We start from the raw sequence: 23,138 nt of genomic DNA, 5'->3' as shown, positions 1-23,138 counted from the left end.
GAGGTCTGCGGCGAGAATCGCCTGGTTTCCTGCCGTCAACCTCATGATCGACGCCCTGAGGCCGGGGGTGGGGGTGGGGTGGGTCAGGGGCGTGTCAGGGGTGGGGGTGGGGGTGGGTTTGGTGGTGGGCGGCCAGGACGTCCTCGCCGAAGTCGCTCGTCGGGCGGCGCAGCACGGTGTGCGCGTGGTTGCCGTCGTCGGAGGTGTTGTCGTACTCGATCAGCAGGTCGTCGCCCTGGACGCGGTAGTAGTGACGCTGCCCGGGGCACGTCGGGCCGGCCCAGGCGAAGTGCAGCGCGCGACCGTCGAGCCGACCCGCCTCCCGGATCGCCAGTTCCGGCGGCAGCCGGTCGAGGTAGACCGCGACCAGCTGGTCGAGCAGCGCCCGGCCGGTCGGGCCGAGCCGGTCCGCCGGCACGCCGAGCGGCTCCAGGGGCCCGTCGACCCGGGGCCGGGTGGCGCTGATGATGTCCCCGGGCGCCTCGTCGGCGACGATCGCGGCGGCGCGGCCGGCCGGACCCATCGCGTCCAGCAGGGCGCGGCCGAGGTCCTCCTCGGCGCCGAGCGGGCGGGAGACCGGGTAGCCGGCGTGCCGGACCACCGCCGGGTTGGCGCCGAGGAAGAGGGGCGCGGGGGAGACCTGGTCGTCCACCACCGTCATGCTCACCGACAGGTGGTGTCCCTCCAGCCGCCAGGCCCAGCGGTCGTCCCGCTCCGGGTCGCCGAAGACCGCCACCCAGTAGTCGCCGCTGTGCCGGCCCCGGCGCCAACCCTCGGCCCGGTCCAGCACCTCCTCCAGCGCGACGATCGCCATCGCCTGGGCGTACGCCGCCGGGCTCAGCGCCGTCGCGAGCAGCCGGTGTGCGGCCTTGCGGCCGGCGACGTCCAGGTCGGCGAGGCAGACGCCGGGTCTCGGCCGGGGCCGGTACTCCAGCCAGCGCCGCGCCGCGTCGTCGTCGAAGCGGTACGCGGCACGGGCGCGCGCCTCTTCGTCGAGCGAGGCCAGCAGCACGGTGCCGGCCGCGCGCATCTGCTCGGGCAGCGGATCCTCCACCGCCCCTGTATACCGGGCGCGGCGTCGCGCCGCCGGGTGTCAGCCGGTCCGCAGCAGGGCGAGCATCTCCGGCAGGTCGAAGAAGCGGGCGGTGTCCACGGCCGACGGGTTGCCGTGCTCCGGGTCGGCGCCGGCGTCGAGCAGGGCCCGTACGCCGTCGGCGCTGCTGCGGAAGACCGCCGCGGCCAGTGCGGTCTGCCCGCGGTCGTTGGCGCGGGTGTGGTCGGCGCCCCGCGCGAGCAACGCGGCCACGGTATCCGGACGCGCGTGGTAGGCAGCCAGGATCAGCAGCGTGTCGCCCTTGTCGTTGGTCAGGTTGACCGGCAGCCCAGCGTCCACGTAGCCGGCCAGGTCGTCGGTCGCGCCGGCCCGCGCCAGGTCGAACATCCGGTGCGCGAACGCCAGCGTCTCGGCGTCGAGTTCCTCGCTCACCGGTCCAGGTTAGGCGGATCCGCGGCTGGTACGGTCCTCGGCCGGGAGGATCATGGACGAGCGGGTGTACGTGGGCAACGCGGGCGCCGACGGCGCGCGCAACGCGGGCTGGCTGCTGGGGCACTTCATGCCGCCGGGCGACCCGCGGCACAGCACCGACGTCGAGGTGAAGTGGGGCGTGCATCCGGTTGGGGAGGCGCGTGCCCGCTGGGCGACCGGCGAGCGGCGCACCGCCCTGCTGGTGCTGGTCAGCGGCCGGTTCCGGGTCGAGTTGCCGGACCGCACGGTCGTGCTCGGCGCTCCCGGTGACTACGTGGTGTGGGGGCGGGGCGTCGACCACAGCTGGTACGCGGAACAGGAGTCGGTGGTGCTCACGGTCCGCTGGCCGTCGGTGCCGGGCTACCGCGTGGAGCCGCCGACGCGCCGCTGACCAGGGCGAGCGGCCCGGCGCGTCCCAGCATGCGGATTACCTACTAAACCGATAGGGTTTACCGTCTAGGGTGAGGTGACCGTACCGCACGACCCGCGAGGAAGCCCGATGAAGCGCGACCGCCCGGAGCCCGACCTGCTCGCCGTCGCCGCCCGGTGGGCGGCCGATCCGGCCGGCTGGCCGGTGCCGCTGCGCTTCGACCCCGCCGAACGCTGGTACGCCCGGCTCGCCGTCGCCGCAGACCACGAGGTGTGGGCGCTGAGCTGGCTGCCCGGCCAGGGCACCGACCTGCACGACCACGGCGGCTCGGCGGGTGCCTTCGTGGTCCTCGCCGGGGCCCTCAACGAGGAGACGGTCGGCGGCGGTCGGCTGCGCGCGCACCGGCTCGCCGCCGGCAGTGGTCGGCGCTTCGGCGTCCGGCACGTGCACCAGGTCACCAACCGCGGCGACGTGCCGGCGGTCAGCGTCCACGTCTACCGCCCGGCCCTGCGGCGGATGACCCGCTACGCGCTCGCCGACGGCCGGCTCCGGGTCGCCGAGGTGGCCGAGGCCGGCATCGCCTGGTGACCACGGCCGACCGGGGCGCGCCACGTCCGCGCCCGGGCCCGCCGCCCCTCCACCCGCCCGCTTGATCGGAAGGAACCGACCATGCACCAGTCCAGCGCCACCCGCTGTCCGGCCCCGGCGCCGCCGCCGGGCTCGCGTGGCATCGAGGAGATCCTGGCCGACGCCCGGGCCCGGCTCGACCGGCTCGACCCGGAGCGGGCGCACCTGGCGTACCGGTCGGGGGCGCTGCTCGTCGACATCCGCCCGGCCGCCCAGCGGGCCGCGCACGGCGCCGTGCCGGGCTCGCTCGCGGTGGAGCGCAACGTCCTCGAGTGGCGGTTCGACCCGCGCTGCCCGGCCCGGCTGCCCCAGGCGGTCGGCTACGACCTGCCCGTAGTGATCATCTGCCAGGAGGGCTACACCTCGTCGCTCGCCGCCGCGGCCCTCCAGGACCTCGGGCTGCGCCGGGCCACCGACGTCGTCGGCGGGTTCGCCGCCTGGCGGATCGCCGGCCTGCCCGCCCTCGGCCCGACCGCCCTGCCCCCGTCCCCTCTCGCGTCCCCGGTGACCGCCGGCCGGGCGCTCCGCTGAACCGCCACGCTCCACCGGGCGTGGCGGGCGTACCGCCGTCACAGGAGGCACCATGTCCGTCGTCGCCAGCTCCCCGCGGCCCCACCCGCCGGTCCGCGCCGACCGGACCGGACCGGCCCGCTCCAGAACTGCGGCGTCGGCTACCGGCTCGCCGACGACGCCCGGATCGACGTGGACCGCAGCCGCTGAGCGCCGACCCGCACGACCACGCCGACGCGGCACGCCCGGTCCGCGGGGCGCGCCGCGTCGGCGTGCCGCCGCGCGACGTGTCCCGCCCCCGTGACGCCCCGCTCCACATGGGAGCGCGCCCGACCCAGGTCGGCCACGCCTCGCCGGTGCGGTGCGTGGCCCCGGACGCGGAACGTGAACCGGGCGGGCACCCCCCGTATCGGGTCATCTCGACGGCTCTGCTGTAATCATCAGGCCTCGTACGCAGAGCGAGCATCCGGCTCCGATGTGTTCGTCAATTGTCACATTCATGCAACGCAGCCGCCCCTTGACCCTCGCACGGGCGCCGGGAAGCATCGATGAAGCGGCGTCCCGGGCCGTGGGGAGATACCCGGACCAGCCAAGGAGGACCATGTCGGTCAGCCCCGCCTCGTCGCGCGCCGGATGGCATACGTCCCAACCCGCGGTCCCCGGTCGTCCCCCGGGCGGCCAGCGCCGGCCGGCGAACACGGCCGCGCCCGTGCTCACCGTGACGCTCTCCATCCCGCTCGCCGCCGAGGAGTCGCTGACCCCGCCGGCCCGCCGGTTGCTCGAGGCCGCCCGGGAGATGCTCGAGCGCGGCGAGTGCGTGATCTCCAGCAACGTCCCCCTGGAGCGGCGGCCGGAGCCGCTGCCGGCCAACCGGGTGCCGCCCCGGCCGCTCGCCCCGACGATGCCGGCCCTGCACATCCTCGCCTCGTCCCGCTCCGTGCTGCGCGACGGCGAGCCGCTGCCGCTGACCCGGCTCGAGTTCGACCTGCTGCTGCACCTGGTCGCGCATCCCCGGCGGGTGTTCACCCGTCTCCAACTGCTCAACGCGGTCTGGGGCTACGAGCACGCCGGCGTACGCACCGTCGACGTGCACGTGCGTCGGCTGCGCGGCAAGGTCGGCGTCGACGTCCCCCTTGTCACCACGGTCTACGGCGTCGGCTACCGGCTCGCCGACGACGCCCGGGTCACCGTCGAACGCAACGGCTGACCGCTCCGCCCACCCGGCTCGCACCGCCCACCCGCGCCCCGTCGACCACGGCCTTCCACCCGGACGGCAGGATGGTCGGGTGCGCGTCCGTCCCATCTCGCCCGAGCTGCTCGTCACCGAGCTGACCGACCGGCTGGCCGAGCAGGCCGACCGGGTCGCGACGGCCGACGCGGGCCGGCTGCGGGTCGGCGTGGACGGTCCCGCCGCCGCCCGTCCCGAGGACCTGGCGGCCGCGCTGGTCGACCCGCTGCGCGCCCGTGGGCATCCGGTGCTGCACGTGCTCGCCGCGGACTTCCTGCGCCCCGCGTCGCTCCGGCTGGAGCACGGCCGCACCAACCCGGACGCGTACTACGAGGGGTGGATGGACGAGGCCGGGCTTCGCCGCGAAGTCCTCGACCCGGCCGGCCCGGGCGGCTCCGGGGAGCTGCTGCCCTCGCTCTGGGATGCCGCGGCGGACCGGGCCAGCCGGGCCGGGTACGTCCCGCTGCCGCCCGGCGGGGTGGTGCTGGTCAGCGGGTCGCTGCTGCTCGGCGGCGGGCTGCCCTTCGACGTGACCGTCCACCTGGCGCTCTCGCCGGCCGCGCTGCGCCGCCGCACCGACCCCGAACAGCGCTGGACGCTGCCAGCGTTCGACCGGTACGCCGAGGAGGTCGTGCCGGCCTCCTTCGCCGACGTCGTGGTCCGGGTCGACGACCCCCGCCACCCCGCAATCGTGGAGTCGTGGGAGGCCGGCTGAGACCGGCGAAATCGGCGGTTTGGTCGACTCCCACCGCGGGTAATCGCCCGGCTCACAGAGCACGGGTGACCGCCCGTGCACCGGACGCGACCGTGACCGGGGCCAGGTGCACCGGGCTCCCCGGTTGACCAGACGCCAGGAAAGGCAGGCAGCGATGCTCGTCCACGACACGGTCGGAACGGCCCGTTCCCAGGCGGAGATCGACCAGATCCGGCAGTCCCTCCAGGCGCGCTACGACGAGCTGTCCGCGGAGTACGAGCAGGCGGTGCTGCAGAGCCAGGTGTTGCGGCTGGTGGAGGTGGGCGACACCGCCGGCGACGACCAGGCCGACAGCGGCACGAAGACCGCGGAGCGGGACACCGCGCAGTCCCTCCTGCGCACCATCCTCGACCGTCGCGCCCAGTACGAGCACGCGCTGGGCCGGCTGGAGGAGGGCACGTACGGCTTCTGCGAGGGCTGCTCGGCGCCGATCCCGGTGGAACGGCTGGAAATCTTCCCCTCCGCCACGACCTGCGTGTCGTGCAAGCAGACCCGGGAGCGTCGGGCGGCCTGACCAACGCCAGCGGTTGCCGGTCGGCCCGGAGCGCGGTGGACTCCACCCATGGGTGACATCAAGGTGGGCACCGCCTCCTGGACCGACCGGACCCTGTTGGACTCCGGCTGGTACCCGCAGACGGCCGACACGCCGGAGAAGCGGCTCGCGTACTACGCCCGCCAGTTCCCACTGGTCGAGGTGGACGCCACCTACTACTCGCCACCGGCCGAGCGGACCGCGAAGCTGTGGGCCGAGCGCACGCCCGCCGGCTTCACCTTCAACATCAAGGCGTTCAGCCTGCTGACCGGTCACCCGACCAAGGTCAGCGCCCTCTACAAGGACCTGCGCCCGGAGACGGACAAGCGCAACATCTACCCGGACGCCCTGCCCGCCCAGGCATACGAGGAGGTGTGGACGCGCTTCCTCTCCGCCCTAGACCCGCTGGTCGAGGCGGGCAAGCTCGGCGCCCTGCTGTTCCAGTTCCCGCCCTGGTTCACCATCAAGCGGGAGAACAAGCAGTACCTGCTCGAGGTGGCGAAGCGCTGCGACCCGCTGCGCCCGGTCTACGAGTTCCGGCACGCCTCCTGGTTCGACGGGGCCAACCGCGACGAGACGCTGGCGTTCCTGCGCAAGCACCGGCTGCCGTACGTCTGCGTGGACATGCCGCAGGGGCACCGCTCGTCGGTGCCGCCGGTGCTGGCCGCCACCGCGGACCTCGCGGTGGTGCGTTTCCACGGGCACAGCGACAAGTGGACCAGCACCGACATCCACGAGAAGTTCGGCTACCGCTACGCCGACCGTGAGCTGCGGGACTGGGCGCCCCGACTGCGCGAGCTGGCCGACTCCACCGAGCGGACACACGTGCTCATGAACAACTGCTACCGCGACTACGCACAGACCAACGCCGCCACCCTCGCCGGGCTGCTCGGCACCGACTGAGCCAGCTCATCCTGCCGGGGTGAGGCCGGGTCACCCGCCGCGGCGGCAGCGTGGAAGGTGCGTGCGGTCGGCGTCGCGGACCCGACCGGCGCACCACGAGGAGGTGACCGGGAATGACGGCTCGGGTGGTGGCGGATCCCCGGCGGGGTGCCGTCCTGCACGTGGTCGGCGCGTCCGGCGACCCCCGGCAGGGCCTGCGGGCCGGCCGGCGGAGTCCGGTGCGGGCGCGGCCCGGCCCGGCGGGGCCGCCGCGACGCAACGACGACCGACGCTGGGAAACCGAGGAACGGGGGTGGGAAGATGGCTGAGCAGTTGATATCGGCGTTCGAGTCCTCGCTGGACAAGACGAACCTGATCCTGAAGGACATCGAGAACGCCTACGGCTGGCCGAAGGAGCAGCGCAACCAGTCCTACGCCGCGTTGCGGACCGTGCTGCACCTGCTGCGGGACCGGATGCCGGTGCAGGAGAGCGTCGAGTTCGCCCAGCAACTGCCGATCCTGGTGCGCGGCATCTACTTCGACGGGTGGAAGCCGTCGGACGTGCCGGTCAAGCTGAACCGTGACGACTTCCTCTACGAGGTCCGGCAGGGCTTCCCGTACGACGTGGAGGGCGGCACCGAGCGGGTGGTGCAGGTGGTGCTGGACACCCTGCGCCAGCACGTCACCCAGGGCGAGTGGCAGGAGGTCAAGGACACCATGCCGCGGAGCCTGGCCAAGATGATGCCGTGACGCCCCGGCCCGCCCCGGACCCGGGGCGGGCCGAGGATCACGCCACGGGCACCCGGCCCACCGGGTGCCCGACGTGGCGGGCCAGGTCGGCGAAGACGGTCGCGTCCACGACGGCCGCGCCGCCCGGGTCGTTGTTGAAGTAGACGTACGCCGGCACGTCGCCGAACGTGTCGGCGACGCGGCGCACCCAGGAGGCGAGCGCCGCCCGCCCGTAGCGCGGGTGCGGTCGGGCCCGCCCCTCGTGCAGCCGCAGGTAACCGAAGTCGGTGGTCCGCCACAGCGGGGCGACCGGCCGGCCACGCCGGTCCGCCCAGACCAGCGCCGCCCGCCGCCGCTCCAGCGCCGTCCGGGTGGCCGCGGTCCACCAGGACGGGTGGCGCGGCTCCACCGCCACCCGGACGTCGGCGGGGAACAGGCGCAGCGTGGCGTCCAGCGCCGGTACGTCGGCGGGCAGGTTAGGCGGCAGCTGCAGCAGCACCGGGCCGAGCCGGTCGCCGAGCGCGGTGGCCCGGTCGAGGAACCGGGCCACGGGTTCGGCCGGCTCCCGCAGCCGCTTGACGTGGGTCAGATAGCGGCTCATCTTCACCGCCACACAGAAGTCGTCCGGGGTCCGCGCCCGCCAGGCGGCGAAGGTGTCCCGCTCCGGCAGCCGGTAGAACGCGTTGTTGACCTCCACCGTGGCGAACCGCTCGGCGAAGTGCTCCAGCCAGAGCCGCTGCGGCAGCCCCGCCGGATAGAACCGCTCCCGCCAGTCGCGGTACTGCCAGCCGGAGGTGCCCACCAGGATCATCCGCTTCATCGTGGCACCGCGCGACCCCCGCCGCATCCCGTGCCGGACGCCGCGGCGCCGGGGCCGAGCCGGTCCGGAGGCGGTCCGGCGAAGCGCCCGTGTCGACCGTTCCGGCCGTCTACGGTGGGTTAGAGAAGATCGCGTGGGGTACCAACCGCTGGACGACGGACCCCGGCGTACGGCGGGGGCGGCACTAGGGAGCACCGATGGCACTCAACGACGACGACATGACCACCAGCGGCGCCGCCGGCGCCGAAGGTCCGGCCGACGGCGGCGCGACCCCCGGCCAGCGCGACGGTGGCGCGGACGGTGGCGCCGACCAGGGCGCCGAGCGCGGCTTCGATCGCGGCGCCGACCAGGGCGCGGAGGGCCCGGCCGACGGCGGCGCGACCCCGGGTAAGCAGGACGGCGGCGCCGACGGTGGCGCCGAGGGCCCGGCCGACGGCGGCGCGACCCCGGGCAAGCAGGACGGCGGCGCCGACGGCAGCGCCCGGTAACGGCCCGTCGTGACGCACATCGACCCGCCGGGCGGCCACGGCCGCCCGGCGGTCTCGTCCGTCAGCGCGGCCGAGGCGCTGGCCCGCTGCGTGTCCGTCGAGCCGGCGAAGTTCGCGGCCGCGCACTGGGGCCAGACACCGCTGCTGTCCCGCGCCGACGAGCTGCCCAACGCGGCCGGCTTCACCGACCTGTTCAGCCCGGCGGACGCCGACGAGCTGCTCAGCCGGCGCGGCCTGCGCACCCCGTTCCTGCGGATCGCCAAGGACGGCGACCTGGTCCCGTCCGCACGCTGGACCGGCGGCGGCGGGGCCGGTGCGGAGATCGGCGACCAGGTGCTCGACGAGCGGGTGCTGGAGCAGTACGCCGGTGGCGCGACGCTGGTGCTCCAGGGCCTGCACCGCACCTGGCCGGCGCTGATCGACTTCGCCCGCGACCTCGGTCTCGCGCTTGGCCAGCCGCTGCAGGTCAACGCCTACCTGACCCCGCCGGGAAACCAGGGCTTCGCCACCCACTACGACACCCACGACGTCTTCGTGCTCCAGGTGGACGGCCGCAAGCACTGGCGCATCCACCCGCCGGTGCTGCCCGACCCCCTGGAGCGGCAGCCGTGGGGCGGCCGGGCCGACGAGGTCGGCGCCACCGCACAGGGACCGGCCGCGCTGGACGTGGTCCTCGCCCCGGGCGACGCCCTCTACCTGCCCCGCGGATGGCTGCACAGCGCGCAGGCGCAGGAGACCAGCTCGCTGCATCTGACGGTGGGCATCCGCGCGCTGACCCGCTACGCGCTCGTCGAGGAGCTGCTGGCGCTCGCGGCGGAGGACCGCCGGCTGCGGGCGAGCCTGCCGTTCGGCATCGACGTGGCCGACCCCGACGCCGTCGAACCGGAGCTCACCGAGACCGTCGAGGCGCTGCGGGACTGGCTGCTGCGGGCCGACCCGGTCGCGGTGGCGGGCCGGTTGCGGCAGCGCGCGTGGCCGGCGGCTCGGCCGGCACCGATCCGGCCGCTCGCCCAGGCCGCCGCGCTCGCCGCCCTCGACGCCGACGCCCGGCTCAGCCCGCGCGCCGGATTGCGCTGGCAGCTCGTCGCGCAGGACGCCGACCGGGTCGGCCTGCGCCTGTTCGATCGTACGATCGCGCTGCCCGCGCAGTGCGGGCCCGCGGTGGACGCGCTGCTCACCGGGCCGGTCACCCGGGTCGGCGACCTGCCCGGCCTGCCCGACGACGCCGACCGGCTCGTCCTGGCCCGCCGCCTGCTCCGCGAGGCGGTGGTGGTTCCGGCCTGAGCGCCGTGCTCGGGCGCTGGCCGTGCGGGGCGCGGCGATCGCTCGCCGGGTGCCACGCGAACGCCGGGCGGCCGTCGCCCGCCGCGCTTCACGCGGACGACGGTCTTGCCGGGCCCGCCGGATACGTCAACGCGCGTTATGACTGAGCGTCATATTTATGACGCTCAGTCATAACGCGCGAGAGCATGGGCCGCCGCGGCGGCCCGGCGTGCCAAGACCCGGCGCGCCAAGCCCAGCCCGTCGCCGCCGCCGGCTCAGCGGCCGAGCACCAGGAGCAACGCCGTGGTGAGCACTCCGGCGACCAGCACCACGGTGATCGGGCGCGGGCCGAGCACGGCGTGCCGCCGGTCGGCCAGCACCTTCGCCGGCACCAGGCCGACCAGCGGGCCGAGCAGCGTCACCACCAGCGCCAGCACCGGCATCCCGACCGCCAGGTCGCCGCCGTACCCGACCCCGGCCGCCCGGGCGCCCATCCCCAGGCCGTACGCCAGCACGGCGCCGGCCGCCCCGCAGAGCACGAGCATCGGGTTGACCGACCCGGGCAGCTCACCCGGCTGCCGGGTCCGGTCCAGCAGCTCCCGCACCCGGTGCAGCAGCAGCACCGGATCGCCTTCGGCGCCCGCCGCCGGCGCGGGCGGGCCGGTCAGCCGTCGTCCGCCGACGCCGAGCCGCCCGCGCAACTGCTGCCACAGGTGGGCCGCCTCCGCGTCCACCCGCTCCTGCAGCTCACGGGCATCGGCCAGCTCCTGCTCGGCGTGCCGGACCTGCTCGTCGGCCTCGGCCACCGCCCGGTCCGCCGCGGCGCACTGCCGCTCGTACCAGGTGCGTGCCTCCTCGCGCTGGGCGTGTACCCGGGCGGTCAGGTCGGCCAGCCGGCGCACCTGGGCCGCGTACGTCTCACTGGTCACCGGTTCGTTCATCGGGACGGTCCATAGGGGATGATCACCTGTCCGGTGCGGTGCACCGCCCGGTCGAAGAAGAGCCCCCGCCACGGCCTCGGGTACCAGTCCGGGCCGCCGGTGCCGGGGTAGAGCGAGGAACCCAGCTCGCCGCCGTGTGTGTCCAGCGCCACCCACGCGCCGATCTGGTCGGTGCGCGCGGCCGGCCCGCCCAGGTCGGCGCGCATCCGGGCCACGCCCCGCCACCAGGCCAGCACGTGCGTACGCCGCTCCGGCCCGTCGTGCAGGATCCGCCGCAACTGCTCCAGCCCGGTACGCCGCCCGGCCGGGGCGGCCAGCGATCCGGCCGCCGCGTCCACCGCGAACAGCAGCAGGTAGTGCGGATCGCTCCCGGCCGCGAGACCTTCCGCGGTCTCCGCCATCAGCTCCGGCACGGTCTCCTCGTCGTACCAGGCCGCGTTGTCGGCGAGGTCCTCGTAGAGGGAGCGGGCGACCGGATCGGCGTCCGGGTCGAGGCAGGCGATGGAGAACCGTGCGCTTCCCGGGCGGTGCTGGCGGGCCAACGAGCGGGCCGCGGCGTCCAGCACCGCGCACGCCTCGTCGACCCGGGTGCCGAGGACCGCCAGGTTCCGCCCCGGAGCCCGGGGCAGGCGCAGGACGGCCGAGCGCGCCTGCACGTCGATGATCTCGCCGAGCAGCGCGACCGGCCCGCGTGGCGTCGCGGCGTCGGCGACGAGCGCACGGAAGTCCGGGGCATCGGCCAGCCGCGGGATGGCGTCGCCGTCGAAGAGCCGGGCGGGTGCGGCGTCCTGCGGGCGCATCCGCCACAGCCGGTGCTGCAGGCCGCTCCACGTCTCCCAGTCGCTGGCCGACGGGATCCGCGCGACCTCGTTGCCCTCCGGCAGCCCCGATTCGGCGTTGATCACGGCGTGCCAGCGGGGCAGCGACTGGGCCGCGTCGTTGCGCTCGGCCAGGATGCGCAGCGCCTTGGGCAGCGCGATGCGGAGCGTGAACTGGGCGACCAGGGCCGGGCGCCCCCACAACGCCTCGATGCCGCGGACGTCCTGCGAGGCGAGCACCAGGTGGATGCCCTGCGAACGCCCCCGGCGGGCCAGGTCCTCCAACAGATCGGCCGCCTCCCGGGCGACCACGTCCCGGCCGGCGAGCAGCATCTGGAACTCGTCGACCACCGCGACGATCCGCGGCCACCGCCCGGTCGGGTCCACCGCCCGCAGCTCGGCGAGCTTGGTGACCTCGTGCTTCTTGGCCGCGTCGGCGCGCCGGCGCAGCTCCTCGGCGAGGAACCGCAGCAGCGCCAGGCCGAACTCCCGATCGGTGTTGACGTTGATGCCCACCAGCCGCATGTGCGGCAGCCAGCTCGGGTCGCGCCGGCCCTGCGCGAACCGGGCGAACGACACCCCCTCCTTGAAGTCCAGCAGGTAGAACTCCAGTTCGGCGGGGGAGTACCGGGCGGCCAGCGCGCCGATCCACGCGAAGATCAGGTTGGTCTTGCCGGTGCCGGACGGTCCGCCGATCAGCGCGTGCGGCGGGTAGTCGCCCAGCGTCAGCCGCACCGGCCGGCCGTGCGGTCCCTCGCCGATCGGCGCGGTGAGCCCGATGGCGGAGTCCTCCTGCCACATCTGCTCGGGCGGCGGCAGCAGGTCGGTGAACGGGGTGGGTGGTGGGCCGGCGTTGACCCGGGCGGCCACGTCCCGGCAGGTCTCGGTGACCAGCGTCGCGGGCGGCGGCGGGTCGAGGCGTACCGGCAGGCCGGGCGGTCCGCCGACGCGGGCGCCGTCCGGCTCGGCGACCACCCGGGTGACCGTGGGGTCGTCGGGCAGCGGCACACCGCGGACCACCAGGTGCACCCCGCAGGCCGCGCCGGTGCGCACCACCCGGTCGAGTTGGCCGCGCTCGTGCCGCGACAGCTCGTCACCGCCGAGCAGCACCGCCACCCGCCACGGTTCCGGGCGTCGGCCGGTCGCCGCGGCCAGCTCGCGCAGCGAGCCGTGCTCGCCGGCGAGCACGGTCTCGTTGATCCGGCGGATCTGCTCCACCAGGTCGTCGAGGAGCCGGCCCAGCCCGCCCGGGCCGACGAACGTCAGCAGCCCGGCCGTGCCGAGCGGCGCGAAGCCGGCCAGGCCGCTGCCGAGGTGCTCCGGGTCGTACCCGACCAACCGCACGGCGCCGGGGCCGGCCCGGCCGACCGCCCGCAGCAGCAGCGCGGACACCACCGCGTCGCAGCCCTCCCGGTCGTCTCCGGCGAGGTGGACGTGCCCGGCGTCGAGCAGTGGCACCAGCGCCGGCACCGGCTCGGCGCCCGGGATGCGGACGGTGCCGATCCGCAGCGCGCCCGCCGGTTCGCCCCGGTCGGCGGGGGTGGGCCGCCACCCCGGCCACTCGTCGGCGGCGGCGCCGGGCGCCTCCCGGCGGGCGGCGTCGGTGGCCCGGCGAGCCAGCTCGGCGATCCGGGCGGCGTGCCGCGCGTCGATCTCGGCCAGCCGGCGGTCCCGCTCCGCGCCGACCCGATCCGGCACGGCCGCCGCGGCGCGGCGTACCCGGGCGAGCCGCTCCCGTCCGGCGGTCAGGTCGGCCTGGGCGGCCGAGGACCGCGTCCGGGCGGCGCCGAGCGCCTCGGCGAGCGTGTCCCGGACCCGGGTGACCAGCTGGGTGCGCCGGTCAGCCATGGGAGTCCCGGCGCCGCGGGGCGTCGTGCCACGGGCCCGGCCGTGGCGGCACCCGACCGGCGACCGGGCTGCCCGACAGCGTTCGGACGTCCGTCCCGACGGCGGCCGCGGCCTGCCGGGCGGAGGCGAGGCCCGACCACCGCGGCGGTGTCCGGCCCGTCCCGGAGCCCGTCGGGCCGGTCGCCGGGGGCTGCTCGCCGCCGCCCGTCCGGTCCGGCCCGGACGCCCGCGCCCGGTCGGCATCGCGGCCCGCCCGGCCGGCGTCTCCGGTGGCTGCCCGTCCGCCGTAGCCCGTGGCCGTCCCCGCGCCGCCGCCGGAGGCCGCCCGGCCGGCGTCGGCGGGCAGGTCCCGGCCGAGGCGGGCCAGCAGCACCCCGGTGAGGACACCGGCGGTCACCGCGGCATCCGCGGCGTGCGGCGGCTCCCCGGAGCGCCGCGGTGGGGGCATCCGGCACACCCGGGTCAGCAGCGTCTCCAGCACCGGCGCCGGCAGCCCCGGGAGCAGGGCCCGCACCCGGCCGTCCAGCTCGCCGCGCAGCCGGCCCAGGTCCTCGGCCCGGGGCGGGTGCCCGAGCAGCTCCCCGGCCAGGCCGCGCAGCAACGGTGGGGCGATCGCGGCCAGCCCCAGCCCGACATCGGCGTGCGCCCGGCGCAGCTCGGTGCGGAGTCGGTCCCGGTCTCCGGCACCTACCCCGCGCACCACCCGGCGCAGCAGCTCCGCGGAGTCGCCGATCCGTTCGTCCGGCTCGTCGGCGCCCTCGGGCCCGGCGGTCAGCTCGGCCACGCGCACCGACCACCACCGGCGCAGCCGGACCTGCTCGGCCGGTTCGGCGGGCACGGCGACCGGGGCCGCCGCCCGGGGCGCGTCATGGCCGGGCTCGCGCGACTCCGGCCGCGCCGGCGGCGGCCCGTCCCCACCGCCCAGCCCGATCGTGGCCAGGTACGCCGAGAGCTGCTCCTGGGCCAGGCGCAGCGCGTACCCGGCGGTCTCGGCGTGCTCGGTGGCGGCGGAGAGCTCCGGCACCCCCATCGGGTTAGCCGACTCCTGCCGCACCCACCGCAGCCGCTCACTGGCCAGCCCGAACTTCTCCAGCGCCTGCCCGAGCAGGCCGAGCGGCAGCTCCTCGGCGGCGGCGCGGACCTGCGCGCCGACATCCTCGACGATCGACACGGCGAGCCTCAGAGGGCCGAGACGTAGAGCTGCGCCTGCTCGACCGCGACGAGGGTCGCGGCGAGGCACTCCTCCAGCTCCTGGCTGGCCTGGGTCAGCGACGCCTGAGCCGCCTCGACCGTCTCGTGCCCGCTGCCCTCCAGCGCGCCGGCGAGGGTCTGCTGCGCCTCGGCCAACTTCTCACCGGCGGCCTGGACGGCGCTCTGGCCGTCGCCGATCTGTTGCAGTGCAACGTCGATGGCTGCCTTGAGCTCGGCGACGCTCGCCACGGGGGATACCTCCTGGGGGCGGGGAGGCCTTCATTAGAGCCTATTCGGACGGCGGGGGAACATCCGCCCTGTCAGTGTTCCTGCCCCGCTGACCGCTTGTCACCACGAAGCGCCGGGAGTCCGATTGCCGGGACCGCCGGCGGGACCTGCGTCAACCCCGGCCGGCCCGGTCCGGGCCCGGCACGCCCTCGCGCAGCCAGCGCGGCCCGTACACCTCCGCGCCCCGCTCGGTGACGCGTTCCCGCAGCTCACGATCGGCGGTCACGACCACCCGGCGGCGCTGCGGGGTGGCCTCGACGAGGTCGACGATGGCGTCGTCGCCCGAGCCGCGGGCGGCGATCACCCCGACGCCCGGCACCGCCGGCACGTCCCGCGCGGCGCCCTCCACCACCAGCACCACCTCGACCGGCGGCGGCAGCTGCGGCAGCCCGACGGGCGCCACCCGGGTCAGCGAGTCGCGCAGCCGGGCGGTGGCGCCGGCCCGGTCCCGCCACCACCCGTCCGGACGGGACCCGACCACGTTGGCGGCGTCCACGATCAGCAGCGGGGCTTCGTCCATGGCCTCAGCCTGCCACCGCCGCCGTCGGACCGCCGGGTGGCGCGCGGTCCCGGCGGGTCGGCCCGAACGCCCGGGGTGCCGGATCCGCACCGGTGCCGTGCCGCCCGTGGCGTTTGTCGCGCCGACCGCCGGGTAGCCCCTGCCGACCGTGCCGCGCGCGACTGCGGAGGACAGACATGATGGGACCCGGCGACTTCGGCACCGACCCCTGGGACGAGTTCCTGGCCCGGTACTTCGGCCGGGGTGAGGGTGGGCGCCGGCCGGCGCACCGGGTCGACATCACGCGGCTGATGACCGCCGACGCGCGGGAGATGCTCGCCGACGCGGCCCGGCGCGCGGCGCAGAAGCGCAGCAACGACCTGGACACCGACCACCTGCTCTGGGCGGCGCTGCAACGCGAGCCGCTGCGCGACCTGGTGCGCCGCGCCGGCGCCGACCCGGACACCCTGCTCAACGCGCTGGGCGGACGCGGGGACGGCGCGCCGGGCGGCGAGGTGCCACCGAACCTGTCGCTCACGCCGGCGGCGAAGCGCGCCCTGCTCGACGCCCACCAGCTCTCCCGGGCGATGGGCGCGAACTACATCGGCCCGGAGCACATCCTGATGGCGCTGCCGCTGAACCCGGAGTCGCCGGCCGGCCGGATGCTCGCCGCGGGGCGGATTCAGCCGGAGTCGTTGCAGGCGGCCAACGCCGAGCGCGGGCCGATGGCCGGCCCCCGGCCCGACCGCGGCACCCCCACCCTCGACCAGTACGGCCAGGACCTGACCGACCTGGCCCGCAACGACCAGATCGACCCGGTGATCGGTCGGGCCGACGAGATCGAGCAGGCGGTCGAGATCCTCTCCCGCCGGACCAAGAACAACCCGGTGCTGATCGGCGAGGCCGGCGTCGGTAAGACCGCCATCGTCGAGGGACTGGCCGAGCGGATCTGCGACGGCGACGTGCCGCAGACCCTGCTCGGCAAGCGGGTCGTCCAGCTTGACCTGGCCGGCCTGGTGGCCGGCACCCGCTACCGCGGCGACTTCGAGGAACGGCTGAAGAAGGTGATCGACGAGATCCGGGCGCACCGGGACGAGCTGATCATCTTCCTGGACGAGATCCACACCCTGGTGGGCGCGGGCGGCGCCGGCAGCGAGGGCGGCATGGACGCCAGCAACATGCTCAAGCCGGCCTTGGCCCGGGGTGAGCTGCGGGTGATCGGCGCGACCACGTTGGACGAGTACCGCAAGAGCATCGAGAAGGACGCCGCGCTGGCCCGCCGGTTCCAGCCGGTGCTGGTGCCCGAGCCCACGGTCGACGACACCGTGGCCATCCTGCGCGGCCTGCGCGACCGGTACGAGGCGCACCACCAGGTGCGGTTCACCGACGAGGCGCTGGTCGCCGCGGCCGAGTTGTCCGACCGGTACGTCACCGACCGGTTCCTGCCGGACAAGGCGATCGACCTGATCGACCAGGCCGGCGCCCGGGTCCGGCTGCGTACCCGGACCCCGGCCGCCGACGTGCGCGACCTGGAACGCCAGCTCGACGAGGTACGCCGGGACAAGGAACAGGCGGTCGCCGACGAGAAGTACGAGCGCGCCTCCTCCCTCCGCGACCGGATCGCGGAGCTGGAGGAGCAGATCCGCCGGGCGCACGGCGAGGACGGCAACGGCTCGCAGGTGCCCGAGGTTGGGCCGGAGGAGATCGCGGAGGTGGTCTCGCGGGCCACCGGCATCCCGATCTCCCAGCTCACCGAGGAGGAACGCGACCGGCTGCTGCGGCTGGAGGGGTACCTGCACGAGCGGGTGGTCGGGCAGGACGACGCCGTCTCCGCCGTCGCCGAGGCGGTCCGGCGCTCCCGGACCGGCCTGGCCGACCCGGACCGGCCGATGGGCAGTTTCCTCTTCCTGGGCCCCACCGGTGTCGGCAAGACCGAGCTGGCGCGGGCCCTCGCCGAGGCACTTTTCGGCGAGGCGGACCGGATGGTCCGGGTGGACATGAGCGAGTTCCAGGAGCGGCACACCGTCAGCCGGCTGGTCGGGGCCCCTCCGGGGTACGTCGGCTACGAGGAGGCCGGGCAGCTCACCGAGGCGGTGCGCCGCCGCCCGTACGCGGTGGTGCTGCTGGACGAGATCGAGAAGGCCCACCCGGACGTGTTCAACGTCCTGCTCCAGGTGCTCGACGACGGGCGGCTCACGGACAGTCAGGGCCGGACGGTGAATTTCAAAAACACCGTCCTGATCATGACGAGCAACCTCGGCTCGGAGCTGATCACCGGGGCCCAGCGCGCGGTCGGCTTCGGCGCGGGCGAGCCGGGCAGCGTCCAGGAGAGCGACGAGCTGCGGGAGCGGCTGATGCGCCGGCTCCAGGAGAACTTCCGCCCGGAGTTCCTCAACCGCATCGACGAGGTGATCATCTTCCGCCGGCTGGAGGCCGAGCAGCTGCGGCAGATCACCGAGCTGCTGCTGGAGGAGACCCGGCGGCGGCTGCACGCGCAGGACATCGAGGTGGAGTTCACCACCGCGGGCATCGACTGGCTGGCCGAGCACGGCTACCAGCCGGAGTTCGGCGCCCGTCCGCTGCGCCGGGTGATCCAGCGTGAGGTGGACAACCGGTTGTCCCGGATGCTGCTGGAGTCGCAGATCTCGCCCGGGCAGCGGGTGACGGTCGACGCGCGCGACGGCGAGCTCACCGTCGACGTGGGCGCGGGCGAGCGCGGCTACACCGCCGCCGCGACCTCGCATCCGCGATGAGCCGGCCCGAGACGCCCGAGCCGGAGGAGTCCCACGAGCCGGCGGAGTCGGAGGACAGCGAGCGCGCCGAACCTATCCAGGCCCGCCCGACGGCGAACCCGGCGCGGGTGCGGATGCCGGCGGAGGGCCGAGGCCGGAAGAAGGACGAGGGGGACCCGGAGGCGTCCGGGCCGCCACCCGCAGAGGAGGGCTGATGGTACGAGAGCAGCGGCTCGAACCCGAGGTGGAGGTGCTCTGGGATGACTTCCACGCCCAGGTCAACGTCCCGTCCGAACAGCTGCGCCGGTGGCTGCTGACGCGGGGCTCCGGCGAGGAGGCGTTCGGTCCGGACCCGGACCTGGGCCTGCCCGAGCCGGGCCGGCAGATCCTCCAGGTGCTGACGAAGCGGAAGGTCGACCTCACCCCGGAGGACATCGAGGTGATGCGGGACGCGATCGACCGGATCCAGTCCCTGGTGGACGCCCGGCCGCCGCGCGGCAACGCCGACGACGAGTGGCGGCACTCCCTGCTCGACCTCGGTCACGACATCCTCATCGAACGCTGACCACCCCAGCCCGGCCCGGGGTGGCCCGGGCCGGCCCGCGGTGATCATGAAGTTGTTGTCACCCGCCTCGGCGTGTCGTGACAACAACTTCATGATCAACAGTTGGTGGGTGTCACTGGCCCTGGTCGGACTCCAGGCTGCCGATGGTCAGGCCGGCGGCGTCCGCGGCCGCCGCCCGGTCGGCGCGCATCTGCTGCTCCCGGGTCATGAGGCTGGCGTACTCGGTGATCTCCGCCGCGCCGGGGACCTCGGGCAGCCGGCGGAGGAAGGCCTCCACGTCCTGGGTGGCGGCGGTGTGTGCCGCGGCCGCCCGGCGCAGCAGTTCGCGGTCGTCGGCGGCGGGATTCAGGTCGGTCATGGGCCCGTGATACCCGGCGCTACGCGGTTCGCACCCCGCCGGCCCCGGCGACCGGGCCGGCCTCCGTAGAGCGTCGGACGCCGAAGGCCGGGTTGCGGGTCAGCCAGGCCAGGTAGCTGGGGTGCGGGGCCAGCGAGTCGGTGTACGCCGCCTTCGCCGTCTCCAGCACCAGCTCGGCCACCCGGGCGGCGGGGGAGTCGGGGTGCCAGCCGAACATCAACCGCCAGCGCAGCGGCACGCCGGCCAGCCGGCGGGTGACCAGCCCCGCCACCGGACGGAAGGTGGCCTGGCACAGGGCGACCGCCTCGCCGGCGTCCACCAGGTCCATGCAGCCGCGCACGTCGGTCTCGTACAGCTTTCGAGGGGTGAAGCCGGCGCGGGCGCAGGCGGCGGCGAAACAGTCGCCGAAGCAGCCGTCGCCGGGCGCCGCCACCCACTGCTCGTGGCGCAGGTCGACCAGGCGGACCTCCTCGCGGCCGGCCAACGGGTGGGTCTCCGGCAGCAGCACCAGAACCGGGTCGACCGCCACCTCCCGCCAGCTGAGCCCGAACTCGGCCGACGGGCTCGAGTCGCCGCAGACACCCGTCACCACGAAGTCCAGCCGGCCGCCGACGACCAGCTGCGCCAGCTCGTCCACTGACCAGGAGGCGTACGTGGTGATCTGCGCCTGCGGCTGCTCGGCGGCGAGCCGGTGCACCAGCCGGCCGAGGATGGGACTGTTCACGCCGCCGAACCGGAACCTCCGGGGCGCGTCGCCGGCACCGGCCAGCCGGGCGGCCTCGTCCTGCAGGCCCTTCATCGCCGGCAGCAGCACCCGCGCCCGGGCGAGCACCAGCTCACCGAGCGCGGTCGGCCGGGCGCCCCGGCGGTCCCGCTCGAACAGCGGGCCGCCGAGCGTCCGCTCGATGCGCTGGAGCTGGGCGGTGAGGGCCGGCTGGGCCAGGCCGAGAGTCGAGGCCGCCTTGGTGACGCTCCCCGTCTCGGCGATCGCGCACACCACCCGCAGGTGTCGCAGCTCCAGATTCATAGGGTGACGGTAGGACCACACCCCGGGCTGCGGAAGGGCCCGGACGGATCGGTGATGATGGATGACCGTCGCCGTGGACCAGCCGACACCCGGCGGGCTCCGCGTCGACCTCAGCCGCGTGGCGGCTCCGGCAGGTCCGCCAGGTAGGTGGGCCGACCGGTCACCACGTCGCGCACCTTGTCCACCACGCCCACCGCCGGCTCGACGATCCGGTTCCAGGGCGGGGTGGCCGGGGTGGCCGGGTGCGGCCGGGTCGGCGCAGCTTCCTCAGCGATCTCCAGCCGGTTGCCGAGCCGGATCAGCTCCTCCTCCGTGGCCACCCCCCGCAGCGCCGCGACCAGCGTGTCCACCCCCTCGACGTGCCGGCGCACCCGCTCGGCGACCTCGCCCAGTCCGTCCTCGGCGAGCGCCCGCAACGCGGTCAGCAGACCGGCGTCCGCGTCGATCTCGTGGTCGACCCGCTCGGCCGTCTCGGGCAGCGCCGCCCGAACGGCCGGCAGCAGGTACTGCTCCTCGGCGGAGAGGTGCCGGGACAGCGCGGCGGTCAGCACCGGCAACCCCTGCTCCGGGATCGCCTCCGGGCCGGTGAGCTGCCCGACCAGCTCCAGCAGTTGGCGGTGCTCCTGCTCGACGATGTCGGCGATGCTGCGCCCGCCGGGCCGGTAGCCCTCGTCTGGCGCGGGCGGCAACGGCGGCAGGGGGACGGTCATGGTGCCCTCCTCGGTCGGCGGGGGTGCGGCACGGGACGTGCGGTCGCGGGCGGCGGTACCCCCGGCGGCGCCCCCCGAAACCGCGACCCGCCCGGGGTGACGTCGCCGGGCTGCGCGACTGGTATGAAGAAGCGATGACGAGCGACGCCACCTCCGCCCGACCCGACCCCACCGACGAGGTCGTCGACCTGTGCCGTGACCTGCTGCGGATCGACACCACCAACACCGGCGACAACGACACCAGCGCCGGGGAGCGCCGCGCGGCCGAGTACGTGGCGGAGAAGCTCGCCGAGGTGGGCGTCACCGCGGAGATCCACGAGTCCGCGCCGGGCCGGGCCAACGTGGTCGCCCGGATCCCCGGCACCGATCCCGGCCGGGGCGCGCTGCTGGTGCACGGGCACCTCGACGTGGTGCCGGCCGACGCCGACGAGTGGTCGGTGCACCCGTTCTCCGGCGAGCTGCGCGACGGCTACCTCTGGGGCCGGGGCGCGATCGACATGAAGGACTTCGACGCCATGGTGCTCGCCGTGGTGCGGCACTGGCAGCGCACCGGGGTGCGCCCGACCCGCGACATCGTCCTCGCCTACACCGCCGACGAGGAGGCGGGCAGCGACTACGGCGCGCACTTCCTGGTGCAGCGGCACCGCGACCTCCTCGACGGCTGCACCGAGGCGATCGGGGAGGTGGGTGGCTTCTCCTACTCGGTCAACGACTCCCAGCGCCTCTACCTGATCGAGACCGCCGAGAAGGGGCTGGACTGGCTGCGCCTGCACGCCAAGGGGCGTCCGGGGCACGGCTCGATGGTGCACGACGACAACGCGGTCACCGCGCTGGCCGAGGCGGTGGCCCGGGTCGGCCGGCACCGTTTCCCGGTGGTGGTCACCCCGACCGTGCGGGCCTTCCTGCAGGAGGTCTCCGACCTGCTCGGCGTGGAACTCGACCCGGAGGACCCGGAGACCGCGATCGCCAAGCTGGGGCCCATCGCGAACCTCATCGGCGCGACCGTCCGCAACACCGCCAACCCGACCCGGCTGGCCGCCGGCTACAAGGACAACGTCATCCCCGGCCGGGCCACCGCCACCATCGACTGCCGGAGCCTGCCCGGGCAGTCCGAGCTGCTGGAGCAGCAGCTGCGCGAACTGGTCGGCCCGGACATCGCGATTGAGTACATCCAGCGGCAGCCGGCGCTGGAGACGACCTTCGACGGTGACCTGGTCGAGGCGATGTCCGCCGCGCTGCGCGCGGAGGACCCGGGCGCCCGCCCGGTGCCGTACATGCTCTCCGGGGGCACCGACGCGAAGGCCTTCTCGCAGCTCGGCATCCGCTGCTTCGGTTTCGCGCCGCTGCGGCTGCCCGCCGACCTGAACTTCTCCGCGTTGTTCCACGGCATCGACGAGCGGGTTCCGGTCGACGGACTACAGTTCGGCGTGCGGGTTCTCGACCGGTTCCTCCGCGCCTGCTAGAAGACCTCCCCATCGTGAAGGGACAACCTCCCATGACCGACCAGCACGGTGAGCTGGACGCCGCCCTCGAGCGGGTGATCGACGCGGCTCGCCGCCACCTGGCCGCCGTACGAGCCGCGCAGGGCCGGATCGACGACGACGACGTCTGGCAGGCGTACGTCGCGTTGAACAACGAGTCCTACGCCTACGACGAGCAACTCCTGGACGCCTTCGGCGAGGTCACCCCGTGGGACGTGGACTCGATCGACCCGGACGAGGCCGACGAGCGCTTCGGCGGGCCGGAGGGCGTCGAGGCCAGCGACCCGCACCCGCGGGTCATCTCGGTCCGCCAGCGGCGCGACTACCGCGTGCCGAGCGTCTCCGCGCTGATCCGGGTCGCCGAGATCGCCCGGCGCGAGGGCAGCCCGGAGGACGACGAGCCGGCACCGGTGGAGGGTGTCGGCGAGGCGGTGCTCGAGCTGCTGCAGAACGGAGACGGCTCACTCGGTGCGCTGGACGTCCCCGAGCTGGAGCCGCTCGACGGGGTGGTCATGGTCAGCGAGGTCGGCACCCCGGTCGACCTGGAGTCGTTCGACGACGACGACCCGGTCGGGCCGTTCCAGCCGGCCGTGGACGACCGGCTGATCGGCCGGCTCGACGAGCACCCGTTCCTCGACCTCGACGAGGAACACGACCACGCCCACTAGTCGGCGCCGCCCCGGGGCCGGCCGGCACGGCACGGCCTCGGGGCGCGGGCGCGGCGCCCGGCGTACGCCGGGCGGGCCGCTCAGTACGACAGGCCCGGCTGCGGCTGGTTGACCCGCCGACGGCGCAGCATCACCTGCCGCGTGCCGTCCCGAAACAGCCGCACCCGGGCCAACTCCCATCCGGAGAACTCCGCCTGGATCGCCAGCTGCGCCGCGGCGGTCAACCGGTCGACATTCGGCGGCAACCGCAGCGGCGCGTATTCGTAGTCCATGGGCCCTATGCT

The 23,138-nt window shown here is 75.1% G+C and carries 27 protein-coding genes; 15 read left to right on the top strand and 12 right to left on the bottom strand.

What is annotated here, in order from left to right; translation table 11 throughout:
- Window positions 1–94: 94 nt before the first annotated feature.
- On the bottom strand, window positions 95–1,054 hold the full coding sequence (locus tag O7603_RS05915) for a DUF3500 domain-containing protein (protein ID WP_281574666.1): 960 nt from the start codon (window positions 1,052–1,054) through the stop codon (window positions 95–97).
- A 39-nt stretch (window positions 1,055–1,093) separates the two neighbouring features.
- Window positions 1,094–1,486, bottom strand: a complete 393-nt coding sequence (locus O7603_RS05910; protein WP_281574665.1) for an ankyrin repeat domain-containing protein — start codon at window positions 1,484–1,486, stop codon at window positions 1,094–1,096.
- 52 nt (window positions 1,487–1,538) lie between these two features.
- Here O7603_RS05910 and O7603_RS05905 point away from each other — a divergent pair, with 52 nt between their 5' ends.
- The 8 genes from O7603_RS05905 to O7603_RS05870 all read left to right on the top strand — a co-directional run bounded on the left by O7603_RS05905 (window position 1,539) and on the right by O7603_RS05870 (window position 7,178).
- Window positions 1,539–1,916: a signal peptidase I gene (locus O7603_RS05905; protein ID WP_281574664.1), complete on the top strand. Its 378-nt coding sequence runs from the start codon at window positions 1,539–1,541 to the stop codon at window positions 1,914–1,916.
- Window positions 1,917–2,024: 108 nt separating this feature from the next.
- Window positions 2,025–2,483, top strand: a complete 459-nt coding sequence (locus tag O7603_RS05900) for a cysteine dioxygenase family protein (protein ID WP_281574663.1) — start codon at window positions 2,025–2,027, stop codon at window positions 2,481–2,483.
- An 81-nt stretch (window positions 2,484–2,564) separates the two neighbouring features.
- A complete protein-coding gene (locus O7603_RS05895) occupies window positions 2,565–3,053 on the top strand; it encodes a rhodanese-like domain-containing protein (protein WP_281574662.1) in 489 nt (162 codons plus the stop codon).
- Between the two features lie 580 nt (window positions 3,054–3,633).
- Entirely contained in the window at window positions 3,634–4,239 is a 606-nt protein-coding gene (locus tag O7603_RS05890) for a winged helix-turn-helix domain-containing protein (RefSeq protein ID WP_281574661.1), read from the top strand.
- A gap of 79 nt (window positions 4,240–4,318) precedes the next feature.
- Window positions 4,319–4,975 (top strand): uridine kinase, encoded by a 657-nt coding sequence (locus tag O7603_RS05885; RefSeq protein ID WP_281574660.1) that lies wholly within the window; start codon window positions 4,319–4,321, stop codon window positions 4,973–4,975.
- Window positions 4,976–5,129: 154 nt separating this feature from the next.
- Complete coding sequence (locus O7603_RS05880; RefSeq protein WP_281574659.1) at window positions 5,130–5,528, top strand: TraR/DksA C4-type zinc finger protein; 399 nt, start codon at window positions 5,130–5,132, stop codon at window positions 5,526–5,528.
- Between the two features lie 48 nt (window positions 5,529–5,576).
- The gene (locus O7603_RS05875) at window positions 5,577–6,449 is read left to right on the top strand and encodes a DUF72 domain-containing protein (protein ID WP_281574658.1); all 873 of its coding nucleotides are present in this window, start codon (window positions 5,577–5,579) and stop codon (window positions 6,447–6,449) included.
- Window positions 6,450–6,749: 300 nt separating this feature from the next.
- Window positions 6,750–7,178, top strand: coding sequence for a DUF2267 domain-containing protein (locus O7603_RS05870; RefSeq protein ID WP_281574657.1), 429 nt, complete (start codon window positions 6,750–6,752; stop codon window positions 7,176–7,178).
- A gap of 37 nt (window positions 7,179–7,215) precedes the next feature.
- Here the strand turns inward: O7603_RS05870 and O7603_RS05865 are convergent, their stop codons facing one another.
- Window positions 7,216–7,977 carry a DUF72 domain-containing protein gene (locus O7603_RS05865; RefSeq protein WP_281574656.1) on the bottom strand — a complete coding sequence of 254 codons (762 nt, stop codon included), beginning with the start codon at window positions 7,975–7,977 and terminating at the stop codon, window positions 7,216–7,218.
- A 197-nt stretch (window positions 7,978–8,174) separates the two neighbouring features.
- Here O7603_RS05865 and O7603_RS05860 point away from each other — a divergent pair, with 197 nt between their 5' ends.
- A complete protein-coding gene (locus O7603_RS05860; protein ID WP_281574655.1) occupies window positions 8,175–8,465 on the top strand; it encodes a hypothetical protein in 291 nt (96 codons plus the stop codon).
- A gap of 9 nt (window positions 8,466–8,474) precedes the next feature.
- Complete coding sequence (locus tag O7603_RS05855; protein WP_281574654.1) at window positions 8,475–9,749, top strand: cupin domain-containing protein; 1,275 nt, start codon at window positions 8,475–8,477, stop codon at window positions 9,747–9,749.
- Window positions 9,750–10,003: 254 nt separating this feature from the next.
- Here O7603_RS05855 and O7603_RS05850 read toward each other — a convergent pair whose 3' ends face one another.
- From O7603_RS05850 to O7603_RS05830, 5 genes are all read right to left on the bottom strand, one after another.
- A complete protein-coding gene (locus O7603_RS05850; protein ID WP_281574653.1) occupies window positions 10,004–10,669 on the bottom strand; it encodes a hypothetical protein in 666 nt (221 codons plus the stop codon).
- On the bottom strand, window positions 10,666–13,335 hold the full coding sequence (locus O7603_RS05845) for an FtsK/SpoIIIE domain-containing protein (protein WP_281574652.1): 2,670 nt from the start codon (window positions 13,333–13,335) through the stop codon (window positions 10,666–10,668). Before O7603_RS05845 ends, O7603_RS05850 begins: the two co-directional genes overlap by 4 nt.
- Window positions 13,328–14,506 carry a hypothetical protein gene (locus O7603_RS05840; RefSeq protein ID WP_281574651.1) on the bottom strand — a complete coding sequence of 393 codons (1,179 nt, stop codon included), beginning with the start codon at window positions 14,504–14,506 and terminating at the stop codon, window positions 13,328–13,330. The genes O7603_RS05845 and O7603_RS05840 overlap by 8 nt, the downstream gene beginning before the upstream one ends.
- 8 nt (window positions 14,507–14,514) lie before the next feature.
- A complete protein-coding gene (locus O7603_RS05835; protein WP_091589290.1) occupies window positions 14,515–14,775 on the bottom strand; it encodes a hypothetical protein in 261 nt (86 codons plus the stop codon).
- 151 nt (window positions 14,776–14,926) lie between these two features.
- Window positions 14,927–15,334 carry a hypothetical protein gene (locus O7603_RS05830; protein WP_281574650.1) on the bottom strand — a complete coding sequence of 136 codons (408 nt, stop codon included), beginning with the start codon at window positions 15,332–15,334 and terminating at the stop codon, window positions 14,927–14,929.
- Between the two features lie 176 nt (window positions 15,335–15,510).
- Here O7603_RS05830 and O7603_RS05825 point away from each other — a divergent pair, with 176 nt between their 5' ends.
- Genes O7603_RS05825 through O7603_RS05815 form a run of 3 tightly spaced genes read left to right on the top strand, consistent with a single transcriptional unit; the run spans window position 15,511 to window position 18,610 of the window.
- A complete protein-coding gene (locus O7603_RS05825; RefSeq protein WP_281574649.1) occupies window positions 15,511–18,066 on the top strand; it encodes an ATP-dependent Clp protease ATP-binding subunit in 2,556 nt (851 codons plus the stop codon).
- Complete coding sequence (locus tag O7603_RS05820) at window positions 18,063–18,260, top strand: hypothetical protein (RefSeq protein ID WP_281574648.1); 198 nt, start codon at window positions 18,063–18,065, stop codon at window positions 18,258–18,260. The genes O7603_RS05825 and O7603_RS05820 overlap by 4 nt, the downstream gene beginning before the upstream one ends.
- Window positions 18,260–18,610, top strand: a complete 351-nt coding sequence (locus O7603_RS05815) for a DUF3140 domain-containing protein (protein ID WP_281574647.1) — start codon at window positions 18,260–18,262, stop codon at window positions 18,608–18,610. Before O7603_RS05820 ends, O7603_RS05815 begins: the two co-directional genes overlap by 1 nt.
- A gap of 112 nt (window positions 18,611–18,722) precedes the next feature.
- Here the strand turns inward: O7603_RS05815 and O7603_RS05810 are convergent, their stop codons facing one another.
- From O7603_RS05810 to O7603_RS05800, 3 genes are all read right to left on the bottom strand, one after another.
- Window positions 18,723–18,968 (bottom strand): hypothetical protein, encoded by a 246-nt coding sequence (locus O7603_RS05810; protein ID WP_281574646.1) that lies wholly within the window; start codon window positions 18,966–18,968, stop codon window positions 18,723–18,725.
- A gap of 19 nt (window positions 18,969–18,987) precedes the next feature.
- Window positions 18,988–19,995 (bottom strand): LysR family transcriptional regulator, encoded by a 1,008-nt coding sequence (locus O7603_RS05805; protein WP_281574645.1) that lies wholly within the window; start codon window positions 19,993–19,995, stop codon window positions 18,988–18,990.
- Window positions 19,996–20,105: 110 nt separating this feature from the next.
- Window positions 20,106–20,705, bottom strand: a complete 600-nt coding sequence (locus tag O7603_RS05800) for a hemerythrin domain-containing protein (protein ID WP_281574644.1) — start codon at window positions 20,703–20,705, stop codon at window positions 20,106–20,108.
- Between the two features lie 134 nt (window positions 20,706–20,839).
- On the opposite strand from O7603_RS05800, the gene O7603_RS05795 reads away from it, so the two are divergent.
- Both O7603_RS05795 and O7603_RS05790 read left to right on the top strand, forming a co-directional pair.
- On the top strand, window positions 20,840–22,168 hold the full coding sequence (locus O7603_RS05795) for a M20/M25/M40 family metallo-hydrolase (protein ID WP_281574643.1): 1,329 nt from the start codon (window positions 20,840–20,842) through the stop codon (window positions 22,166–22,168).
- Between the two features lie 32 nt (window positions 22,169–22,200).
- On the top strand, window positions 22,201–22,854 hold the full coding sequence (locus O7603_RS05790; RefSeq protein ID WP_281574642.1) for a hypothetical protein: 654 nt from the start codon (window positions 22,201–22,203) through the stop codon (window positions 22,852–22,854).
- Window positions 22,855–22,934: 80 nt separating this feature from the next.
- Here O7603_RS05790 and O7603_RS05785 read toward each other — a convergent pair whose 3' ends face one another.
- Entirely contained in the window at window positions 22,935–23,126 is a 192-nt protein-coding gene (locus tag O7603_RS05785; RefSeq protein WP_039906151.1) for a DUF5703 family protein, read from the bottom strand.
- Between the last annotated feature and the right edge of the window lie 12 nt (window positions 23,127–23,138).

This window comes from Micromonospora sp. WMMD812 (assembly GCF_027497215.1).
GTDB lineage: Bacteria > Actinomycetota > Actinomycetes > Mycobacteriales > Micromonosporaceae > Micromonospora.
Note: the sequence above shows the minus strand (reverse complement) of the source record. Positions and strands in the feature narration are given on the sequence as shown.